The 18,161-nt window shown below is 49.2% G+C and carries 15 protein-coding genes; 1 reads left to right on the forward strand and 14 read right to left on the reverse strand.

The genetic code is table 11. The annotated features are described in order from the left end of the window. Nucleotides 1-25: 25 nt before the first annotated feature. From QVE43_RS03565 to QVE43_RS03610, 10 genes are all read right to left on the reverse strand, one after another. On the reverse strand, nt 26-2,338 hold the full coding sequence (locus QVE43_RS03565; protein WP_288004342.1) for a T9SS type A sorting domain-containing protein: 2,313 nt from the start codon (nt 2,336-2,338) through the stop codon (nt 26-28). Between the two features lie 25 nt (nt 2,339-2,363). Then, nucleotides 2,364-3,101, reverse strand: coding sequence for a hypothetical protein (locus tag QVE43_RS03570; RefSeq protein ID WP_288004344.1), 738 nt, complete (start codon nt 3,099-3,101; stop codon nt 2,364-2,366). A gap of 170 nt (nt 3,102-3,271) precedes the next feature. Beyond that, complete coding sequence (locus QVE43_RS03575) at nt 3,272-3,553, reverse strand: RDD family protein (RefSeq protein ID WP_288004346.1); 282 nt, start codon at nt 3,551-3,553, stop codon at nt 3,272-3,274. Nucleotides 3,554-3,578: 25 nt separating this feature from the next. Beyond that, complete coding sequence (locus QVE43_RS03580) at nt 3,579-3,752, reverse strand: hypothetical protein (protein ID WP_288004348.1); 174 nt, start codon at nt 3,750-3,752, stop codon at nt 3,579-3,581. Between the two features lie 350 nt (nt 3,753-4,102). Next, nucleotides 4,103-4,873, reverse strand: coding sequence for a hypothetical protein (locus QVE43_RS03585; RefSeq protein WP_288004350.1), 771 nt, complete (start codon nt 4,871-4,873; stop codon nt 4,103-4,105). A 3-nt stretch (nt 4,874-4,876) separates the two neighbouring features. Then, nucleotides 4,877-5,260 carry a DUF3221 domain-containing protein gene (locus QVE43_RS03590; protein ID WP_157630173.1) on the reverse strand — a complete coding sequence of 128 codons (384 nt, stop codon included), beginning with the start codon at nt 5,258-5,260 and terminating at the stop codon, nt 4,877-4,879. Between the two features lie 16 nt (nt 5,261-5,276). Beyond that, on the reverse strand, nt 5,277-7,286 hold the full coding sequence (locus QVE43_RS03595) for a dehydrogenase E1 component subunit alpha/beta (RefSeq protein ID WP_288004352.1): 2,010 nt from the start codon (nt 7,284-7,286) through the stop codon (nt 5,277-5,279). 108 nt (nt 7,287-7,394) lie between these two features. Then, on the reverse strand, nt 7,395-9,968 hold the full coding sequence (locus QVE43_RS03600; RefSeq protein ID WP_288004354.1) for an OmpA family protein: 2,574 nt from the start codon (nt 9,966-9,968) through the stop codon (nt 7,395-7,397). Nucleotides 9,969-10,186: 218 nt separating this feature from the next. Further along, nucleotides 10,187-10,774: a TlpA disulfide reductase family protein gene (locus tag QVE43_RS03605; RefSeq protein ID WP_288004356.1), complete on the reverse strand. Its 588-nt coding sequence runs from the start codon at nt 10,772-10,774 to the stop codon at nt 10,187-10,189. Further along, nucleotides 10,771-11,583: an SDR family oxidoreductase gene (locus QVE43_RS03610; protein WP_288004358.1), complete on the reverse strand. Its 813-nt coding sequence runs from the start codon at nt 11,581-11,583 to the stop codon at nt 10,771-10,773. The genes QVE43_RS03605 and QVE43_RS03610 overlap by 4 nt, the downstream gene beginning before the upstream one ends. Nucleotides 11,584-11,629: 46 nt before the next feature. On the opposite strand from QVE43_RS03610, the gene QVE43_RS03615 reads away from it, so the two are divergent. Further along, nucleotides 11,630-12,850 (forward strand): RsmB/NOP family class I SAM-dependent RNA methyltransferase, encoded by a 1,221-nt coding sequence (locus QVE43_RS03615; protein ID WP_288004360.1) that lies wholly within the window; start codon nt 11,630-11,632, stop codon nt 12,848-12,850. A 12-nt stretch (nt 12,851-12,862) separates the two neighbouring features. Here QVE43_RS03615 and dnaG read toward each other — a convergent pair whose 3' ends face one another. The 4 genes from dnaG to QVE43_RS03635 all read right to left on the reverse strand — a co-directional run bounded on the left by dnaG (nt 12,863) and on the right by QVE43_RS03635 (nt 18,128). Further along, complete coding sequence (dnaG, locus tag QVE43_RS03620) at nt 12,863-14,806, reverse strand: DNA primase (RefSeq protein ID WP_288004361.1); 1,944 nt, start codon at nt 14,804-14,806, stop codon at nt 12,863-12,865. Nucleotides 14,807-14,974: 168 nt separating this feature from the next. Then, entirely contained in the window at nt 14,975-15,706 is a 732-nt protein-coding gene (locus QVE43_RS03625; RefSeq protein WP_288004363.1) for a hypothetical protein, read from the reverse strand. A gap of 400 nt (nt 15,707-16,106) precedes the next feature. Beyond that, on the reverse strand, nt 16,107-17,243 hold the full coding sequence (locus QVE43_RS03630) for a T9SS type A sorting domain-containing protein (protein WP_288004365.1): 1,137 nt from the start codon (nt 17,241-17,243) through the stop codon (nt 16,107-16,109). A gap of 93 nt (nt 17,244-17,336) precedes the next feature. Continuing rightward, nucleotides 17,337-18,128: a hypothetical protein gene (locus tag QVE43_RS03635; RefSeq protein ID WP_288004367.1), complete on the reverse strand. Its 792-nt coding sequence runs from the start codon at nt 18,126-18,128 to the stop codon at nt 17,337-17,339. Nucleotides 18,129-18,161: the final 33 nt, after the last annotated feature.

Genomic DNA, 18,161 nt, shown 5'->3' on the forward strand with positions numbered 1-18,161 from the left:
TTTGCGAATGGTTTCCGCCTGCCGCTTACCACTTCACCACCTTTTGTACAAGGGGGGGCAGGTCTTCAAAAATCACCTCTACAAAATAGACACCTTGCGGCAATGGCTGCATATCTATTGTTAGCGGCGTTGCGCTCCATGACTTACGGCTTGCCCACTCTCTGCCGGTTATATCATAGACGCGCAGCTGCTGTGCCGGACGTAGCAGCTCTATTTGCAGATAATCATGAGCAGGAACCGGAAAAATGCGAACAAAACGCGCCGGCTCGGTAGCCGTGGGTTTTTCGGTATATACAAATGCCCTTGGCGGGGCATAATTACTTTCTTTGCCCTCTGCCGTATTTTTGGCTTTTACACGCACATAATACTGCTTTTTGGGCAACAACGATAAAGGCGAAAGCGATGCGATGGTGGGGTCGGCAGCAGGGTTATTGGGTGCCACGATTGTCTGAACGGCGGCAAAGTCCAATGTTTCACTTAGCTCCACCTCGTATTCGGTAGCCGTATAGTCACAAGAAGGGCTTGATGCATAGATTTCGACCTCGGCAACCACATTGGGACTCACCACATATATCTCAAAGGAAGGCGTTTCAAGCGGGCATAAAGTGATTGCTTCATAATTGGGCGCGTTCGACACCGCAGACACTGTAAGTGCACTGAAATAAGGAATGTAGCTGGAAGAGGCGGGTCCGGAAACTACATAATTGAAAGTGCCTGCCGGCAGGGCAAAAGTAGCCACGCCCGAGGCAGAGGTAGTCACCGTTTCGGTCTCTATGTTCACCTCGGCACCCGCTATGGGATTGGCAGTGATACCGTCACTGATGGTAAAGTCATAGCGAGCCAGTGGCTTTTGCAGATATACAAAAGCATCGGCACCACTTGCCGATGTGTGATTGTAGGTGCCTGAAAGAGTGGGGTCGAAATCGACGGTACTATAAAAGCCTCCGGCAAACACTACTTTATCGTTTTGTTGGGCAAGGGCAAGTGTCCACGCATAATTGTCGCCACCGATAAAACAGCGGGCATAGAGCATGCGAAGTGAATTACCATCCTCGTAGATTTCTGCCAGAAAAGCCCCGTCTGAATCAGTAGGATAAGGATTGTAAAAATCAGTAGAAGAAGGGTCAAAGTCAGGATTAGCATCATGATAATAACCTGCCACATATATTTCTCCGTTTGCTCCTATGGTAATGTTGGTTATAAATTCACTATCTGGCGCCCCACCGTCATTCCTGTCCAATCCATAATATGGGATAGAAGTATCTAAAGCACCGGAAGAGGGGTCCAAGGGCAGCAGCACCCCCGCCTCATACGATGCAGTAATATTTGTCTGTCCTGTCCCGGGGTCTATATCTATATTACTACCTGCTACCCTGCCACCCAACCATAATATGTTCCGAAAAGCATCCCAGGCGAGGGCATAACCATATCCTCCTGTGTTACCAGACGATATATCGCCACCAAAGCTACCCACCCAGGCAACGTAAGGAGTAGCCGAAAAGTCTATTTTTGCCACCCAACCACTTGAACCGCCCAATAGAGCAGACGATAAAGTAATACCACCAAAAGAAACAGAAGAACCGTTAAAATAACCCGCCGCATACACATTACCCGCATTGTCCGTTGACAGTGTCCGCAAGTAAACCACATTGCCTGTCCCCGGGTCGGCTATTATTATATGCCCTTGATAGCTCATATCACTCAATTGCCCTTTTGCTACAAAAGCAAGTGTTCCTGTAGTAGTAGGAGTCAAAGGTGTAGAACCGTTCCAATCAAAGTGATTATTATTCAGTGAAATGCCGCCTACATAAAAACCAGATGATGTAAGTTGAATATCATTTAATTCGACTGTCCCGCCTGGGACGGGTTTTATAATTTTCACGTTTCCATAAGAGAGGTCTGCGTTTAATTTAAGAATAAAACCACCTGCATCTGTTGAGGACCCTCCGCCGAAATCCGCACCACCTGAGGTCGTTCCCACTACCAGTATGCTTCCATCCGGGGCAATGGCCACCGCCGTTGCGTAATCAGACGATGAGCCAGTTGCAATATACTCCCTTACCAAACTCCCATCTGTCCCGCTCAATTTTCTTACCAATATATCTGTACCTGCTCCTGAAACTGCCTTTTTCCCTACCGCAATTATGTCGCCGGAAGCAGTGAATGCCACATCGTAAATCACTTCATCGCCGGCGGCATTGGCAAATATCTGCAGCCATTCACGCTCTACGATCTGCGCCCGGGCAGCAACGCCTGCGACTATCAAAAACACAAAGCCATATACCATTTGCCTCAATACACGCACCATAGGATTTCTCTTTTTTACTCTTTGTTTCATAAAGCAATGATTGTCTTACTTAAGTTTAAGGGGCGGGCGGGGCAGGCAAAGTACGAAAACGCACTTCTGCACTACGACGCAAGGAGTTGTCACTCAGCCGTGCCAGCAACACCAAAGTATATTCTGTATCGGGCACCAAAGCAGGCATGCCGTAGTTTGCCTGCAAAGTAGAATATTCGTCTTCCAGTATGAGCGGATAAGTTGAAATTGTCCCCGGGTCTTCAAAGGAAGCCACACTGCCATCCGGTGCTTTGATTTCCAGCCCGACGGCAGTTACATCCAAACCATCGACCGGGGGGCGCTCCACTATCCCTATGATGCGGGCATCATTATGGGTGATATTACTTACCGACTGAATGTAAAGAGCCGGTGTTTTGTCGGGTTGCACTTCATAGGCTTGCACTTCGGCAATAAGCAAATAATTAGCTTGATCAACAGCAGCCGCGTATTCGATCCGCCCGCCCGAGGGTAAGCTCACGCTGTGACGAAACTCAAAACCGCCCCCTACTTCACCCAGTCTTACACTATCGACAATGGTAGTATCTTCGAAAACAATGCTGCCTGTTGCGTCTTTAATAACATAATAGAAGCCATAAGAGCGTCCTTCATCCCGGGGGCTTACATCTACGAATTGCCCTCGCAGCTCTATCGAGTCTGCCTGTTGGCGTGGCTCAAGAGTAACTATTTTAGTAACACGCTCGAAAGTATCGAAAAGCATGGGGTCACAAGAAAGCAAGCAGCCTGCTACAAAAAGTGCCCCCAAAGACGAGATAGGCGTTTCATGGGCTGATATGTTTAAAGTCAGGAAATTAAAATATCACGCTACAAAATCCATGCTTGATTAAACTACAATTTAATCAAAATTGAACCAAAGGCCAAAGCAAATAAAAAAAGCCGCAAGGTTTTTTCTTCCCTACGGCTTCACTCTCTCTTCTATTGCTGCTTTAACTTACGGTAGCGTTCCGCATCCTCTGCCCTCAGTACTATGGTGCGAGACAGTGAATCGTGCCAACCACGTGGATGCTCAGACAGAAAAGTAAGCGCATCAAAGGGTATCAAGCGTGCCAAAGTGCGCCCCAATGCCCTAAGGAAGGAGATGCGTCCACCAGTCCGGGCATCTACCACCACTGTCCCCATCAGTTTTTTGCCTATGGTACGTTGAAAGAAATACTCGCTTAACCATACGTAAATAAGACAGATGAGATGCACGAGCATGCTCCCCCCGCCGTGCCTTACAAAGTCATTTAATCCAAGCAATGGAGTGAGGAAAATGGCTAAAAAAAAACGAAACCAAATAATCAATGATGCGTCCCAATAAACGGGCACGCCATGATGCAGGTTGCAGCGTAGGCAGATCGTTCGCAGTCTCTTGGTCAACAACGCTGACAGACTCGTGTGTGTGCTTTGTCGTCATGGCTATCATGCTTTTGCGTGAAACATAAAACTCAATCGCAATAAGCATAAACCGGGCATGCAAAAGGCTTTTTTACAAGCTTGTTGCATGCCATTCCGGAAGTTCACACAGCCTGTCATTTCGAACGAGCAAAGCGTAGAGTGTCATTTCGAACCGAACGTAGTGAGGTGAGAAATCTCATCAAAGCAAGCCATAAGAAGCAAAAGAGATTCCTCGCCTACGCTCGAAACGTCAAGAAGTAGGTTAAAAAAAGAGCTAAAAGAAAGTGAAGGGAAAGACAACAAAAGCAAACAGGCAACAAGGCGAATGGAGACGAATAAAGCCCGTCCGGGCCGGAACGGGCTTTGGTTTTACTCGCCGCCGTCTTGTGGCGCAGAGCGTTGCTCTTTGGGCTTGGCTTCCGGCATAGGCCGCGGCTTCGCCCATATTTTATTTTCCTTGCGGTCATAGCGCAGCTTAGGTGGCTTTTCACGCTGCCAGTTGGGCAACCCTTTGCGCTGCCACGGCAGCAGCAAGCGTCCCTTGCGTGTATAACGTGGATCGCGATAGCGGCTCAAAGTAGCGCTCTTGGGTGTTCCCGTGTAGCGGTCGGCATAGGACTTGGCACGATTGCGCTTCACTTTAATAGTTCCGCGATAGCTTGCCATCGCGCGGCGGTTGCTTTGGCGGAAACGTTCCAGCTTGCCGGACAGCTTGATAGTGCCTCGATAGGCAGCCATGCGGCGGTTGTTGCGCAGGCGGCTACGCTCAAAGGCATAGTTTCGCTTGATGGTGCCCCGGTAGTTCGCTCTTGCCTTGCTTGATGCGGCGGCCCGTTGGCGTATTTTCTTCAACACACGATAAGGGATGCGCTGTGGGTATTTGGTGGTGAGGTCTTGTTCATCGCCTTCTTTGAGAATGACGCCCACCGGTCCACGGAATTGCGAAATCATAGCAGGAGGCGCCATGCGGTGCGGCTCCCGATCGCCACGCCATTTGCTGCCCTTAAAAGGCCCATATTCTTGTTGCGTGCGTTTCTTGGGCTCTTTGTCTTTTTTCGACAACTTTTGAGCATGCAGCCCGGTGGCGGGCAAAAACAACAAGCAACAACAAACGTATAAAATGCTTAGCAATGACTTCATACTCTACTTTCTTCCTTGTGGACAGGGTGGGTCAACACAATCCTCCTCTTTGGTTTTCTTACTTTTTACTTTTTGCCGTTTTACATTCTTGTCTTTCTTATCGTAAAACAAGCTCGGATCTTTCTTAAAATCCTTATCCGTTTGCATTTGCCGGCTACGCTTGGCTTTCTTTTTTGACAGCTTTTTCTTTTTCACCAAGTTGGTAGCCGTGCTGCGCTTCACTCGTATGTAACCATTGGCAGTGGGGTCATAGTCGCCCTCAGCCACACTGACCGTCTCCACCTCACGATAGGTAGCGCACTGCAGGCGTTTGTTGCAGGCCATCAACAACAAGAGGCAGCAAAGACCTGCACATGCGCTCCATAAGTTTCGTATCAACCATTTCACAGGGACTGTCTTTTTTTTAGTAGGCAATCAGTTCTTGTATTTTTTCTTTCATACGGGAATAAGGCAGGAACTGTTGCTCTAAGGGTTTCACAAAGGGCACCGGTGTGTCGAGTGCTCCCACACGCATAACGGGGGCATCCAAAGACTCGAAACAGTGCTCGGTTATCCATGCTGCAATTTCTGCGCCAATTCCGCCGGTCAGGCAGTCTTCGTGGGCAACAAGCACCTTGCCGGTTTTGCGTACGGCAGCCGCCACCGCTTCTTTATCCCAAGGCAGCAGGGTACGCAAGTCAAGGATTTCGGCCGTGGCTCCTTCTATCTGCTGCATGATTTCCACCGCCCAGTGCACACACAAACCATAGGTAATAATGGTAATATCGTCGCCACTTTGCACGGTGCGCGCCTTGCCTATTTCCACGGTGTAGTAATCGTCGGGAATGTCTTCTGCCAACGAGCGGTAAAGATACTTATGCTCGAAGTACATGACGGGATTAGGGTCTTCGATGGCGGCATTCAGCAATCCTTTGGCATCATAAGGCGTGGAAGGATAAACGACTTTCAGGCCGGGGGTATGGAAAAACCATGCTTCGGTGGATTGCGAGTGGTAAGGACCTGCCTGCGTGTTGGCACCGGTGGGCATGCGCACCACCACGTCGGCGTTTTGTCCCCAGCGGTAGTGCAGTTTTGCCAGGTTGTTTACGATTTGGTTAAAGGCACAAGTAACAAAATCGCCAAATTGCATTTCCACCATGGCTTTGTAGCCCTTGATAGAAAGACCTAAGCCGGCGCCTACAATGGCCGACTCACAAAGGGGCGTATTGCGCACGCGTTCTTTGCCAAATTGCTCCACAAAACCTTCGGTGATTTTAAACACGCCCCCGTATTCGGCAATATCCTGCCCCATGAGCACGAGATTGGGGTAACGCTCCATGCTTTGACGCAGGGCGTCGGAAATGGCATCTACAAAGCGGCGGCGGCTCTTGGCTTCGCTTCTTGGCTTTATTACTTCTTGTTGAAAAGGCGCATAAACATCTGCCAACTCACGCTCTACCGATGCTTCGGGATAGGGTGCCGCATCGGCTTTTTTCCATGCGTCGTCTATTTCTTTCTTGATTGCTTTGCGGATAGTCTGCACTTCTTCTTGTGTGATGAGCTTTTCTTCGAGCAACCAAGCTTCATAGTTGAGCACGGGGTCGCGTTGAGCCCATGCTTCCATGAGCTCTTTGGGTACGTATTTGGTACCGGAAGCTTCTTCATGTCCCCGCATGCGGAAAGTCATGGCTTCTATGAGCACCGGGCGTGGGTTCTGGCGTATTTCTTCGGCATAGTGGCGTATGGTGCGGTACACTTCCAGTATATTGTTGCCTTCGATTTGCACGGCTTCCATACCGTAACCTATGCCGCGGTCGGCAAGGCGCTCGCAGCGGTATTGCTCGTTGACGGGCGTGGAAAGTCCATAGCCGTTGTTTTCAATGACGAAAATTACGGGCAGGTCCCACACGGCTGCCACATTGAGGGCTTCATGAAATTCGCCTTCGCTTGTAGCCCCTTCACCGGTAAAAGCAACCGTTACCTTGCCTTCCTTGCTCAATTTAGTTGCCAAAGCAATGCCATCTGCCACTGAGAGTTGCGGTCCCAGATGTGAAATCATGCCCACGATATGGTGCTCGATGCTTCCGAAGTGGAAAGAGCGGTCGCGCCCTTTGGTGAAGCCGCCCGCCTTGCCCTGAAACTGTTCAAACAAGCGTTGCAAAGGCACTTGACGGGTGGTAAATACGCCCAAATTGCGGTGCATGGGCAGTATGAACTCATCGTCGTGCAGCGCCGAAGCCACCCCCACGGCAATGGCTTCTTGCCCAATGCCCGAAAACCACTTTGACAATTTGCCCTGCCGCAGTAAAAGCAGCATTTTCTCCTCAATCATGCGGGGTTTCAGCAGGCGTTTGTACAACTCCACCAACAGCGGTTTATCGAAGCCTTCCTTTGAGTAATTCAATACGGGTGTTTGTATGTTTGCTTTTGCCATAAAACCGGTTTGTTGTTTGCTTTGACGCTACAAAGCAACGGTAAATTTTGGAATTTTAGAATTTCATCGAGCGTTTTTTCGGCATTTGATTGCTGCCGGCCAATGCCATCAACGCAGCAACACAATTTCCACACGGCGGTTTTCCGCTGCCTGCCATGGCTCTTTTTCTTCCTTCCACACGGGGTGTGCTTTGCCAAAGCCTTTGTACCGAATGCGTTCGGCTTGAATGCCTTTTTTCACAAGATAATCAAAAACGGCCTTGGCACGTTGCTCGCTTAGTTTGATTTGCTGCTCATCGTCGCCTTTCAGGTCGGTGTAGCCATACAACTCCGCAACCACCAACGGATCTTTTTTCATAAACTCCGCATAACTGTCGAGTGCGGGCAGTGCCTGAGGCAACAATTTACTTGAATTGTAATCGAAATGCACGATGACTTGTGGCGGCACAATCACCTGCTTGCCATTAAACAAATGGGCAGTCTTCGATTCAGAGGGCACGAATTCTTGCTCCTGCGCCCGGAAGTCATCGAGTTTGGGCAGTTGGTCCAAGGGGATAGTAGCCACGCTGCGGCGTAGTCTTTGGGTATTCACTTGGTTCCACACCTCGAGCTGAAACTCGCGCCAGTCGTCTTTACGCAGTGGTTTGAAAGACACCAGGTAATAGCGGCGCAGCAGACGCGGCACGTTCCGGTACACCTCCTTCAGCTGTTCGTAGCGGTTCACGACGGGAAAAAACAAGCCATCCAGCAATTCGGCAAGGCGGGAAAGTGTAAAAAAGTTCACGCCCTCCCCAATCGGGAAAATCAGCAGCTTCACGCCTGCCTTCCCGGCATGAATAGCCAACTGCTTGAGGTCGAAAGCATGGGTGCGCCAATAAGCAAAAGAGCTGTTTTCGTAGCCGTCGGTTAAGAGTACGATGTATTTTTCGTACTTGTCTTTTCCGGGCATCTCTTCAAGCATCTTCACCGCTTCATCTATGGCTGCGTAAAGGGCGGTATTTCCGCCAAACTCTTTGAGTCCCGCAAAGCGGTAAGTACCGGCTATGGTGTCCCGGCTTTGCGTGATATGGGTCGTGCGTCGCAGACGGTCGTCGAACTGCACAAAGCCAAGGTAGTCCGCATCCAGCTTGGCTTCTATAAAAGCCTTAATTGCCTGCTCTTGTACAATAATGGGCTGCCCATACATGGAACCGCTATAGTCGGCAACCGTTACGAACACTTTAGGGCGCAGCAGGTCTTCTTCTACTTCCTTTACCGACAGGATGCTGTACTCAGCCGGCTTGCCCTGCCATTCTTCTATTACCTTCTTGAAGTATTTTCCGGGCACGGCATCCAAACCGCTTACAAAGCGCCCTACGGAATCGGTTACTACTACCTTAAAAGAAATTTGTTCGGGATAGCGGCTTTTGTCGGTTTCTATAATTTGAAAATGCAGGCGGTGCTGCTTGGGCAGCTCTTCTATTTTCACCACACCACCGGTTGCCAATGGTTTTTGCACGCGCAACAGCGGGATTCCGGTAGCTTTTTTTTCTTCATCGTAAAAAACAAAATGATAAATGCCCGATTCGGTGGGAATGAAAGTATAGCGTCCTTTGGCGGGCATTTTAGGCTCTATGGCATTCCATCCGGGGTCAAAAAAGGCTGCCCGGACGTAGCCCTTCGACTGCCACTCAATGCGCACCACGTCGCCACTGAAGGCTTCTATGTTTGCCTTCTTTTCAACGGCCTGCCCATTGATTGATACCTTGAATGACCAAGCCTTGGTAGTGTCCTTGTAGGTCTGCACCACTTCGCCTTTGGCATACAGGTAATGAGCATACTGCATGGAAGGGATACGGGTTTCGAGCATGTAATAAATCACCTGGTGCTTCGAAGGGGTGTCGAGCGGAATGCTGCCCACCGCAGGCAAATGGCTTGCCAAGCGGGTAGTATCGTTGTGTGGCATGCCGGCACGCACATATCCATAGTTGAGTCGTTCGTTGACACGGTACAGGTTGACCTCCAAGCTGCTATCTACTTCCCAACGGGCAACATAAGGCCGGTTGAGCGAATCGAGCGGTGAATGTAAATACACGGGTTCTACGGAAAAAGAAGGTTCACGCAACACACGCACGGACACCGTACTCACCAGCTTATGATGAGGGTAGTCGTCGTTCCAGCACTCGAGGCGCAGTGTGTAAGCACCGGCCGGCAGTTTCAATTGGTTGCGGTAAGAGTTGGGCAGCTCGTTGGCAATCATCACGGAATCGCCCAAAAACAAGCGGCAGCGGCGAAAATAGGGTTGATACCATTGATAACGCAATTCTTCGCCTTCTACCAATACTTGCTTTTCCACTTGCAAAGCTTGCTCGGTAGTGTCTATCAAACGCGGCTGAATACCATAGCGCTTGAACACTTGTTTGCCGGCTCGCAATGCAATGTAGTACCCGTTTTTCCCATCGAAAAAAAGCTTTTTGGTGCCTTCCAGAGGCAAGTCTTCTATTTTCTGCCTGTTGGCATCTTCCAACCAGAGCTCTACTTTTTTCAGTTTTTCGCCCCGCGTAGTCCAGCTGATAATTTCTTCCGAAGGACGCACCAAGGCGCGGGGAGCCTCTACTCTCACGCCATAGCTCTGCGCCATGGCTTCTTCGCTACAAGTAATAAAAGCAAAAAATAGCAATAGTAGCAGAAAGGTATTTTTCATTTTGTTTCCATTTTAAGCTTTAAAAACAAGCGTTTATATAAAGTAAGCGGTCGTGAGGTGTAAATATACAAAAGGATTTTAATTGTAATAAAGTTTGGTTTTTTAATTTTTTTCACCAAACAAAGCCAAAACACTCCTCTACCGGAGGATGTTTTGATTGAAAAGCATTGCCAAGCGGGAATGTTCGTAAAACAAGCAGGCGTTTAGCCCATGGAAGCTTATTGCAGCGACTGCAAAAACGCCCAAAAAGCCTGTGTGTCGTAATTTGCCATTCCTTTTTTCCGGTAAACCACCTGTCCCGAAGGCGACAGCACAAAAGTGGCGGGGATGGCTTTTGAGTGCAACAAGGGTGGCTCGGGCGAAAGCGGGAAATAAGTAGCGGATGTTATGCCTTTCCGTGTGGCAAAGCGCAGCACCTTTTCACGCTCACCGGTGCCTTCCACATTGACCAGCAAAAGGCGGATATTGTCTTTGCCTTCTGCTTCGATGCGTGCCTGCAGATTGCGTAAACTTGGCAGCTCTGCCACACAGGGGGGGCACCAGGTAGCCCATAAGTTAATGACCACCACCTTGCCCCGCAGGTCTTGTATGTCGATGCGTTTGCCGTCAAGGTCTTCCAGTAACCAATGCTCTTGCAAGCGGGGCGCCGAAGCTGCTGCTTGCGGACGGGCATTGAACAGACCTGTCCATAAAAGTACCCGCTGCATGCTGCCCATCACTTCGGGGAACGCCCCGGTGAAGCGCAAAAGCAGAAAGACGAGCACAACAATCAGCCACAACGGAATTTTTTTGAAAACCTTTTTCATGCCCTTTTGTACGTTTTTTCGGCAAACTTCCTTCTGAACACCCACCCCAATGCCCGGCGTATCCATCCCTTGGGAAACAGATGGCGCAAACGTGCATACATCGCTACCCAGAAGCCCGGGACATGCTCGCTTTTGCCTTGCAACATAGCACGCACGGCGCTGCGCGCCACCTGCTGCGACTCAAGTGAAAAGGCTACCCCTAAGCGTCCCAGGCGTTCAATAGTCCGGCGCACGTCGGGGTTGGTAAGCACTCCGCCGGGGCAAACCACCGTGACCGATACGCCACTGCCCCGCAGCTCTTCGCGCAATGCCAAAGAGAAATGATAGACAAAAGCCTTGGAAGAGGAATAAAGTACTTTATAGGGCATTTGAAAATAAGCGGCCATGCTCGCCATGTTCAGAATGTAAGCGGGCGTATGGTCACGCAGCAAAGGCAGCAGCAAGCGCGTCAGGCGTGCCGTTGCCATCACATTCAAATGCAGCACCTTTTCGTAAAACTCATAACTGTAAGACTCATAGGGTCCGGTAAAGCCCATACCCGCATTGTTTATAAGATAACGCAAGCGCCACTGTTCCCGGTAACAGCGTTCTGCCACCGCTCTGATATCTTCCTCACGGGTAAGGTCAGCGGGCAAGGCTTGCACGTCTATGTGAGGATACTTGCGTTGCAGTTCGGCACAACTTTGTTCAAGATGCACATCGGGTAAGGCGACCAGCAGAAGCGATACGCCACGCGCTGCCAACTCATGGGCAATGGCAAGTCCTATTCCTTGGCTGGCACCTGTAATGAGAGCATAGCTTTTTTCCATTCTTGTTTCAATGCTTACCTTTGCCAAAGGTAAACAAAATTATCCGGTGAAACTGCACAGAAATCTCATCGAGGGCATCATAGAGGTGCTTCAAAAGGTATTTCAAGAGCATGCCTACAGCGACAAAGCTATAGAAAGTGTATTCAAGCAAAACAAGCGATGGGGCGCCCGCGACCGGGCTTTTGTAGCCGAACACAGCTACAATCTCATCAGGAATCACAAGCGTTTGCGCTACGCTTTGGGCATGCCCACCGAAGACGGCGCCCAAGAGCAACATACCGATGCCCTGCGTCGCCTGGCAGCAGGCTATTTTTTATTGCTTTTAAAAGAGTTGCCTTCGTGGGATTTGTTTACCGACATTCCTGCTTATACTCAACTACAAGAGCGCTATGACCGCCCCCCTCACCCATCGATTGCCTACAGCGTTTCCGATTGGCTGTGGCAGTACGGCACCCGGCAAATGGGCGAAGGATGGCAGCGCGAACTGGCAGCCATGCATACTCAAGCCGATGTTTATTTGCGGGTCAATACGCTCAAAACCGACATACATGGCTTGCGGGAACGCCTGCTGCAGGAAGGCTTCGCCACTGAGCCTGTAGAAGAGGTGCCTTCGGCATTGAGGCTTACGGAACGCGGCAATATATTCCGCACGAAAGCTTTTCAAGAAGGGCTTTTTGAGGTGCAAGATGCCGGCTCGCAGTTGATTGCGCCTTTTTTGGAAGTGAAAGCGGGCATGCGGGTCATTGATGCCTGCGCCGGTGCCGGCGGCAAAACACTTCACTTGGCTACGCTCATGCGCAACAAAGGGCACATCATTGCCATGGATGTGGAAGAGTGGAAGCTAAAAGAGCTGCGCAAGCGTGCCCGCCGCAATGAAGTGTTCAACATAGAAACACGCCTTATCGATAATCAAACCATCAAACGCCTGCGTGGCAGTGCCGACCGCCTGCTGCTGGACGTGCCCTGCACCGGCTCGGGGGTACTGCGGCGTAACCCGGATGCCAAATGGCGCATCACGCAAACATTTGCCGATGAGGTGAAAGCCAAACAACAAAAGATACTGGAACTGTATCCACAGATGCTTAAGACAGGCGGTAAGATGGTGTATGCTACCTGCAGTGTGTTTCCTGAGGAAAACCGCCGGCAAATAGAGCACTTTTTAGCGCTGAATCCGCATTTTGAACTGGAAGCCGAAGAGCTGCTCTTGCCTTCTTATCACGGCTGGGACGGATTTTATATGGCACGCCTGCGGAAAACAGCCCCATAGCAAGCCGCTCCATCAACCGGTAACATTTTTCAAGATATCGGAAAGATGGCTTAACAGGGCTTTGTTTTCCTGCATTTTCTTCAACAAAACCATTTGCTGCTCCATATCTTGCGCCTTGGCTGCTTCTTTCATGGCATCGAGCAGCTTCTTTTCTTTCTTTTTCAAAAAACGATGCTTCAAACGCAAAATGTTTTTGTAGGCGTTGTCGGTGAAAGTGTCTTCCGGTTTTTTTATAAATATTTCGTAGCGCTCCCACCCTTTCGAGGGCTCGCTCAAGGCAGTAAGCATATCTATGGCTGCCTGCTTGATTGTTTCTTGCGGGTGATGTAGAAAGTGGTCTAAGGTGAGCACTTCGCCTTGTTCCAAAGCAGCGCAAAATTCGTCGAGCATGCTTTTGAAGGGCTCATGTTCAATGTCTATGTCGGCAATTTCTTCGAGCACATATTCGGCAAAGAAGCGCTCGTCTTCGAGTTGCTCTTTGGCAAAAGACAGCAGCAGGAAAAGCAGGTCGCGCTCTTGTCGGTACTGCGCCGTATCGATAAGAGCAGAAGGAAGGGCTCCGGTAGCAGCGGGCTCTGCTGCTTCGGGCACTTGCTTGGCGGCTTCGCGCTGCAGGGGCAAGCCCCGTTTTTCGCGAAACAGAATGGTATTGACCTCATCGACTACCCACTCTTCTTCTATGTTCAGCTCCTGACTGAGCTGCCGTATGTACATACGCCTTTTGAGGCGGTCGCCAATGCGGGCGATGGAAGCAGCCAACTCGCGCACTGCTTTGGTTTTCGCCAAAGGGTCTTCGGTGCCGGGGGGCAGCAAATGGCGTGCTTTGAAATGCAGGAAGTCCTCTTCTTTTTGAGTGATGTAGTCCACAAAAGCAGCAGCGCCCACTTTCAGCAGGTAGCTGTCGGGGTCTTCGCCGGGGGGCATCAACACCAAACGCACATTTACGTTTTCTTCCAAGAGCAAGTCAATGCCCCGCAAAGCGGCTTTAATACCGGCTTCGTCACCATCGTACAAGATGGTGATGTTTTCGGTAAAGCGACGCAGCAAACGCACCTGCTCTGTGGTAAGCGAGGTGCCCGAGGTAGCCACTACATTTTCAATGCCTGCCTGATGCAGGCTCATCACGTCCATATAGCCTTCTACTATATAGCATTTGTCTTGCTGGCGTATGCTTTGCTTGGCAAGATGCAGCCCATAAAGCACCTTGCTTTTGTCATAAACCGGCGTATCGGACGAATTAATGTATTTGGCTGTTTTCTTGTCGGTGCTGAAGGTGCGTCCGGCAAAGGCAATTACCTTGCCGGAAAGGTCATGAATGGGGAACATCGCACGGTTGCGAAAGCGGTCATAAAGGTTTTGGTTTTTGTCGGAACGGTGCGTCAGGTCGGCTGCTTGCAGAATTGCCGCTTGATAGCCCGCTTTTAAGGCTGTTTGTGTAAAGGCATCCCAAACATCGGGGGCGTAGCCCAATTCAAACTTGCGAATGGTGGCTTCGCGCAGCCCCCGCTGTTTAAAATAAGACAAGCCGACTGCCTGCCCTTCTTCTGTCTGCCAAAGGAAATGGCTGTAGGTCTGTTGCGCAAACCGCAGGGCAATCAGTATGCTTTCTTTATGGCGCCGTGCTTCTTCGGCAGCATCTATTTCTTCTTTGGTGGCTTTTTCTATCTCGGGCAGGGCTATTTTATAGCGTTCAGCCAAGCGTTTGACTGCTTCCACGAAGCTCAGCCCTTCTATTTCCATGACAAAAGAGATGGCATCGCCCCCTTTGCCACAGCCGAAGCACTTATAAATTTGTTTGGCAGGCGATACGGTAAAAGAAGGCGTTTTTTCGTGATGAAAAGGACACAAAGCCACGTAATCTTTGCCTTTTTTCTTGAGACTTAGATAGTCCTGTATGACTTCGACCACGTCGGCGGTTTCTTGTATCTGCTGTATGACGGCTTCGGGAATAGACATGCTGCCCTTTTGTTTGCGCTTTCTACAAAGATACGTCTGTTTTCGAAAATCAAACAGCCGGCGCGCGCTACCGGCTGCTGTTGCTTGTATCGTTCCATGTGGATGGTTACTCCAACCGCAACTTGCCATCTACATATTTAAGCGTGAAGGTCTGCTCCTTCGCCTCGCCTACACTAAATGGCATCGTAGTACGAAGCAAAGTATTTCTTGAAGAGCCCGGACCGTTTTTTCATACAAAACAACGGACATCATATAATCTCCGGGCAGCAGGTCCATAGCCAAACTGCCTTTTTTGCCCTCTTTCTCGCTGTTGTAAACCCCACCTCCGCGAACAAACACTTCCAAATCATGGCCGGATATAATTGAAGGATGAATATTGATTTGCACATCCACTTTTTTCTTCCGGAGTGCTGCCCGGCTTACCTCTTCGATGACACGAACAATTTCATAAAATGGCTTTCTCCACTTATCTTTCAATACGTGCATCCCCGAATTGTCAAGAGTCGTATTTTTGCCGTTATGCTGAACGGATATGCTAATACCTCCACGATCGGTAACATTTTGTTCTTCGGATTCTATACGCTCAAAATCATTATCTTGCAGGGTCTGCCAGATACGATTCAGCTGCTCCGGGCTTAACTTGAAGGGAGTGTGCCGCTCTACCTGATGGTCCTTTTCCTTGAAAAAACACGCTTCTGCCGAAATAAAAAGGGTGGAATACACCGGCAACATGCCTTCGTTTTTGGTGAGTGTAATACTGAAATCCGGGGGTAAAGCAACATTCATGGAAGGGGAGCTGTTTTGGGGCACTTTTTCTTGCTCATGGGCATGCCCGTTATCTTGGCATGAAAGCAACACAGCAGCTGTAAGAATGAAACAAAAAGAAAGTGTATGTATCATCATTTTGTTGTTTCATAAAATATACTTAAATATCTCACAATCAACAAGCAAACTCAAACTCAAAGGAAATAACGCTCAAAAACACCTCCGTTTCGACACATTTGCCCCTGTGCAAGGCAGGTGGCACAGCTCATGCATTCAACAACAAGCGGGGGCACAGCCCGTATGGGGACCCTGTACCCGGAATACGGCCTCCGCCAAAAAGGAAAAGCCGGCACCTCGATACGGCACCGGCTGCACGGATTTTAATTACCGCTTCAAGTATTTAATTTACTCCACTACCAACCTACCTCCGACATATTTCAGTGTAAAAGTTTGCGGTTCCACCTTGAACTTAAGCATGGCATGGACTACAATCTTGCGTACATAGGCCGGCGTTGTGTTTACATCAAACCTTTTACTATTCTATCAATACTTTCTGACGGCTTTGCCCTTCGGTATTTTGCAGTAAAAGAATATACTGCCCCTTGGGTAAGTTTTTCACCGGTATATCAAATAAAGAGCTTTGAGGACGCATAGACAATACTTCTACCCCTTTCATGTCTATAAGTTTCACCTCCTCTACTCTATGACGACTCTCTACTTTAATAACATACTGCGCCGGGTTAGGATACACCACCGATATTTCACTCTGTGAGGCAGAGACAGTTGTCAAAACTCCATTTTTCAAAGCTACACAATGCGCATACCCGCCTGCTATGGAAGTGATATTGGTAGCTGCGGGCGGTATGTCCGGTTCACCTTTACCCAAGCCTCCATATACTGCAACCGTGCCGTCCTTTTTAAGGACAAAGGTAAAAAAACCTCCTGCCTCCACATCCTGCACATCACTCAACGGCGGGAAGGAAGCCTGTCCCTGACCGGTGTTTCCCCATGCTACCAAAGAGCCATCTTCCTTTAGAGCAACTGAAAAATCTTCTCCACCATCTATATCGATCACATCTTTCAAGCCAGCAGGTACATCGGCTTGTCCTGAAATATTTGCTCCCCACGCCCTTACTGTACCATCCTGCAACAGCACCATGGCTGTACGTGCACCACAAGCTATTTTTTTTACATTGGAAATATCTGCCGGTATATCAAGTTGCCCTTCTGCATTACTTCCCCAAGCCACCAATGAGCCATCGGCACGCAATGCCAATCCAAAGAAAGCACCGGCCGCTATATCCACAATATCGGTTAAAGAAGTAGGGGCTTGGTTTACCTCCTTACCATTACGTCCCCAAGCGACTATAGAACTGTCTTCTTTAAGCGCAATGGTAAAATATCCCCCACAAGCTATTTTTTTTACATTGGAAAGTCCTTCGGGCACGTTCAGTTGACCTTCGTTGTTGCCGCCCCAAACAACCACAGTTCCGTCTTCAAGTAGAGCAGCCGAGTGTATGGTTCCGGCAGATACCATTCTAATCTTAGCGTCTGACAGTGATACAGGAACGTCACACTGTCCATCGTCGTTTAGCCCCCATGCCAATACTTGGCCTTGGGCACTGGCACCAAAAACAGATACCAAAAGAAGAAGAAGCAGGAAACGAAACATACTAAATTTGTTTAGGGTGATATACATGCCTGTACATACGCCTCCCCCTATTAATTGGTTACGTAATATTGACTGTTTCATTTAACTTTTTCACTACTCCACTTTTAGCGCTCCGTTTTCGTATTTCAGTGTAAAAGTTTGCGTTTCGCCCGGTTCCACCTTGAACTTAAGCATGGCATGAGCCACCGTTTTTCGCGCATAAGCAGGCTCGGTATTTTCCTGCAAGGTAGCCGAAAGGATGTGCTCGCCGGGCAACAGCTTCATTTCCAGCACTTCTTTTTTTCCCTCTTTTTCGCTGTTGTAGTTCACGCCCCCTCGAACGAACACCCCCAACACATAAGGCGTAGTCGTAATGGAAGCATCTATGCGCAGCTTCACTGTCACCTTCTTTTCTTGCATGGCGGCGTCCGTCATCTCCTTAATCGTCGTTACGATCTCATAGAATTGTTTGCGCCACTCCTCTTTCAAGATATAGCTTCCTACGTCGTAAAGCTTGGTTTTCTTGCCATTGTGCTGCACAAACACACTGACGCCACCACGGTCGGCAATATTATGCTTTTCCGATTCGATGTGCTCGAAAGCGTTGTCCTGCAGCGTTTGCCAAAGGCGTTCCAGCTGTTCCGGGCTTAAGGTAAAGGATGTGCGGCGGTGCACCATGTACTCATATTCGTCGAAATAGCACTCTTTTGCAGAAATGAAGATGGTAGAATACACGGGCAGCATGCCTTGGTTTTCGGTAAGTGTAATGCTGAAATCTTTCGGAACGGTGTTTTTCATATTCGGTTGGTTCAAGGCTTGACTCTGCCCTTTGGCGTGCCGGCTGCTTTGACACGACAATAAGGCTGCCAGCAAAAAGGTAAAACAAAAAGAAAGTGTGCGTATCATATCATTCTGATTTTAACTAATAGCGAATCATTT

This window comes from Thermonema sp., assembly GCF_026003375.1.
Lineage (GTDB): Bacteria > Bacteroidota > Bacteroidia > Cytophagales > Thermonemataceae > Thermonema > Thermonema rossianum.

Excerpts from the sequence above, each read along its gene's own strand:
- QVE43_RS03610 (WP_288004358.1), bottom strand. The coding sequence starts at position 11,583 with ATGGAAAAAAGCTATGCTCTCATTACAGGTGCCAGCCAAGGAATAGGA.
- QVE43_RS03635 (WP_288004367.1), bottom strand. The coding sequence starts at position 18,128 with ATGATACGCACACTTTCTTTTTGTTTTACCTTTTTGCTGGCAGCCTTA.
- dnaG (WP_288004361.1), bottom strand. The coding sequence starts at position 14,806 with ATGTCTATTCCCGAAGCCGTCATACAGCAGATACAAGAAACCGCCGAC.
- QVE43_RS03575 (WP_288004346.1), bottom strand. The coding sequence starts at position 3,553 with ATGCTCGTGCATCTCATCTGTCTTATTTACGTATGGTTAAGCGAGTAT.
- QVE43_RS03580 (WP_288004348.1), bottom strand. The coding sequence starts at position 3,752 with ATGACGACAAAGCACACACACGAGTCTGTCAGCGTTGTTGACCAAGAG.
- QVE43_RS03605 (WP_288004356.1), bottom strand. The coding sequence starts at position 10,774 with ATGAAAAAGGTTTTCAAAAAAATTCCGTTGTGGCTGATTGTTGTGCTC.
- QVE43_RS03630 (WP_288004365.1), bottom strand. The coding sequence starts at position 17,243 with ATGTTTCGTTTCCTGCTTCTTCTTCTTTTGGTATCTGTTTTTGGTGCC.
- QVE43_RS03585 (WP_288004350.1), bottom strand. The coding sequence starts at position 4,873 with ATGAAGTCATTGCTAAGCATTTTATACGTTTGTTGTTGCTTGTTGTTT.
- QVE43_RS03600 (WP_288004354.1), bottom strand. The coding sequence starts at position 9,968 with ATGAAAAATACCTTTCTGCTACTATTGCTATTTTTTGCTTTTATTACT.
- QVE43_RS03625 (WP_288004363.1), bottom strand. The coding sequence starts at position 15,706 with ATGATACATACACTTTCTTTTTGTTTCATTCTTACAGCTGCTGTGTTG.
- QVE43_RS03565 (WP_288004342.1), bottom strand. The coding sequence starts at position 2,338 with ATGAAACAAAGAGTAAAAAAGAGAAATCCTATGGTGCGTGTATTGAGG.
- QVE43_RS03595 (WP_288004352.1), bottom strand. The coding sequence starts at position 7,286 with ATGGCAAAAGCAAACATACAAACACCCGTATTGAATTACTCAAAGGAA.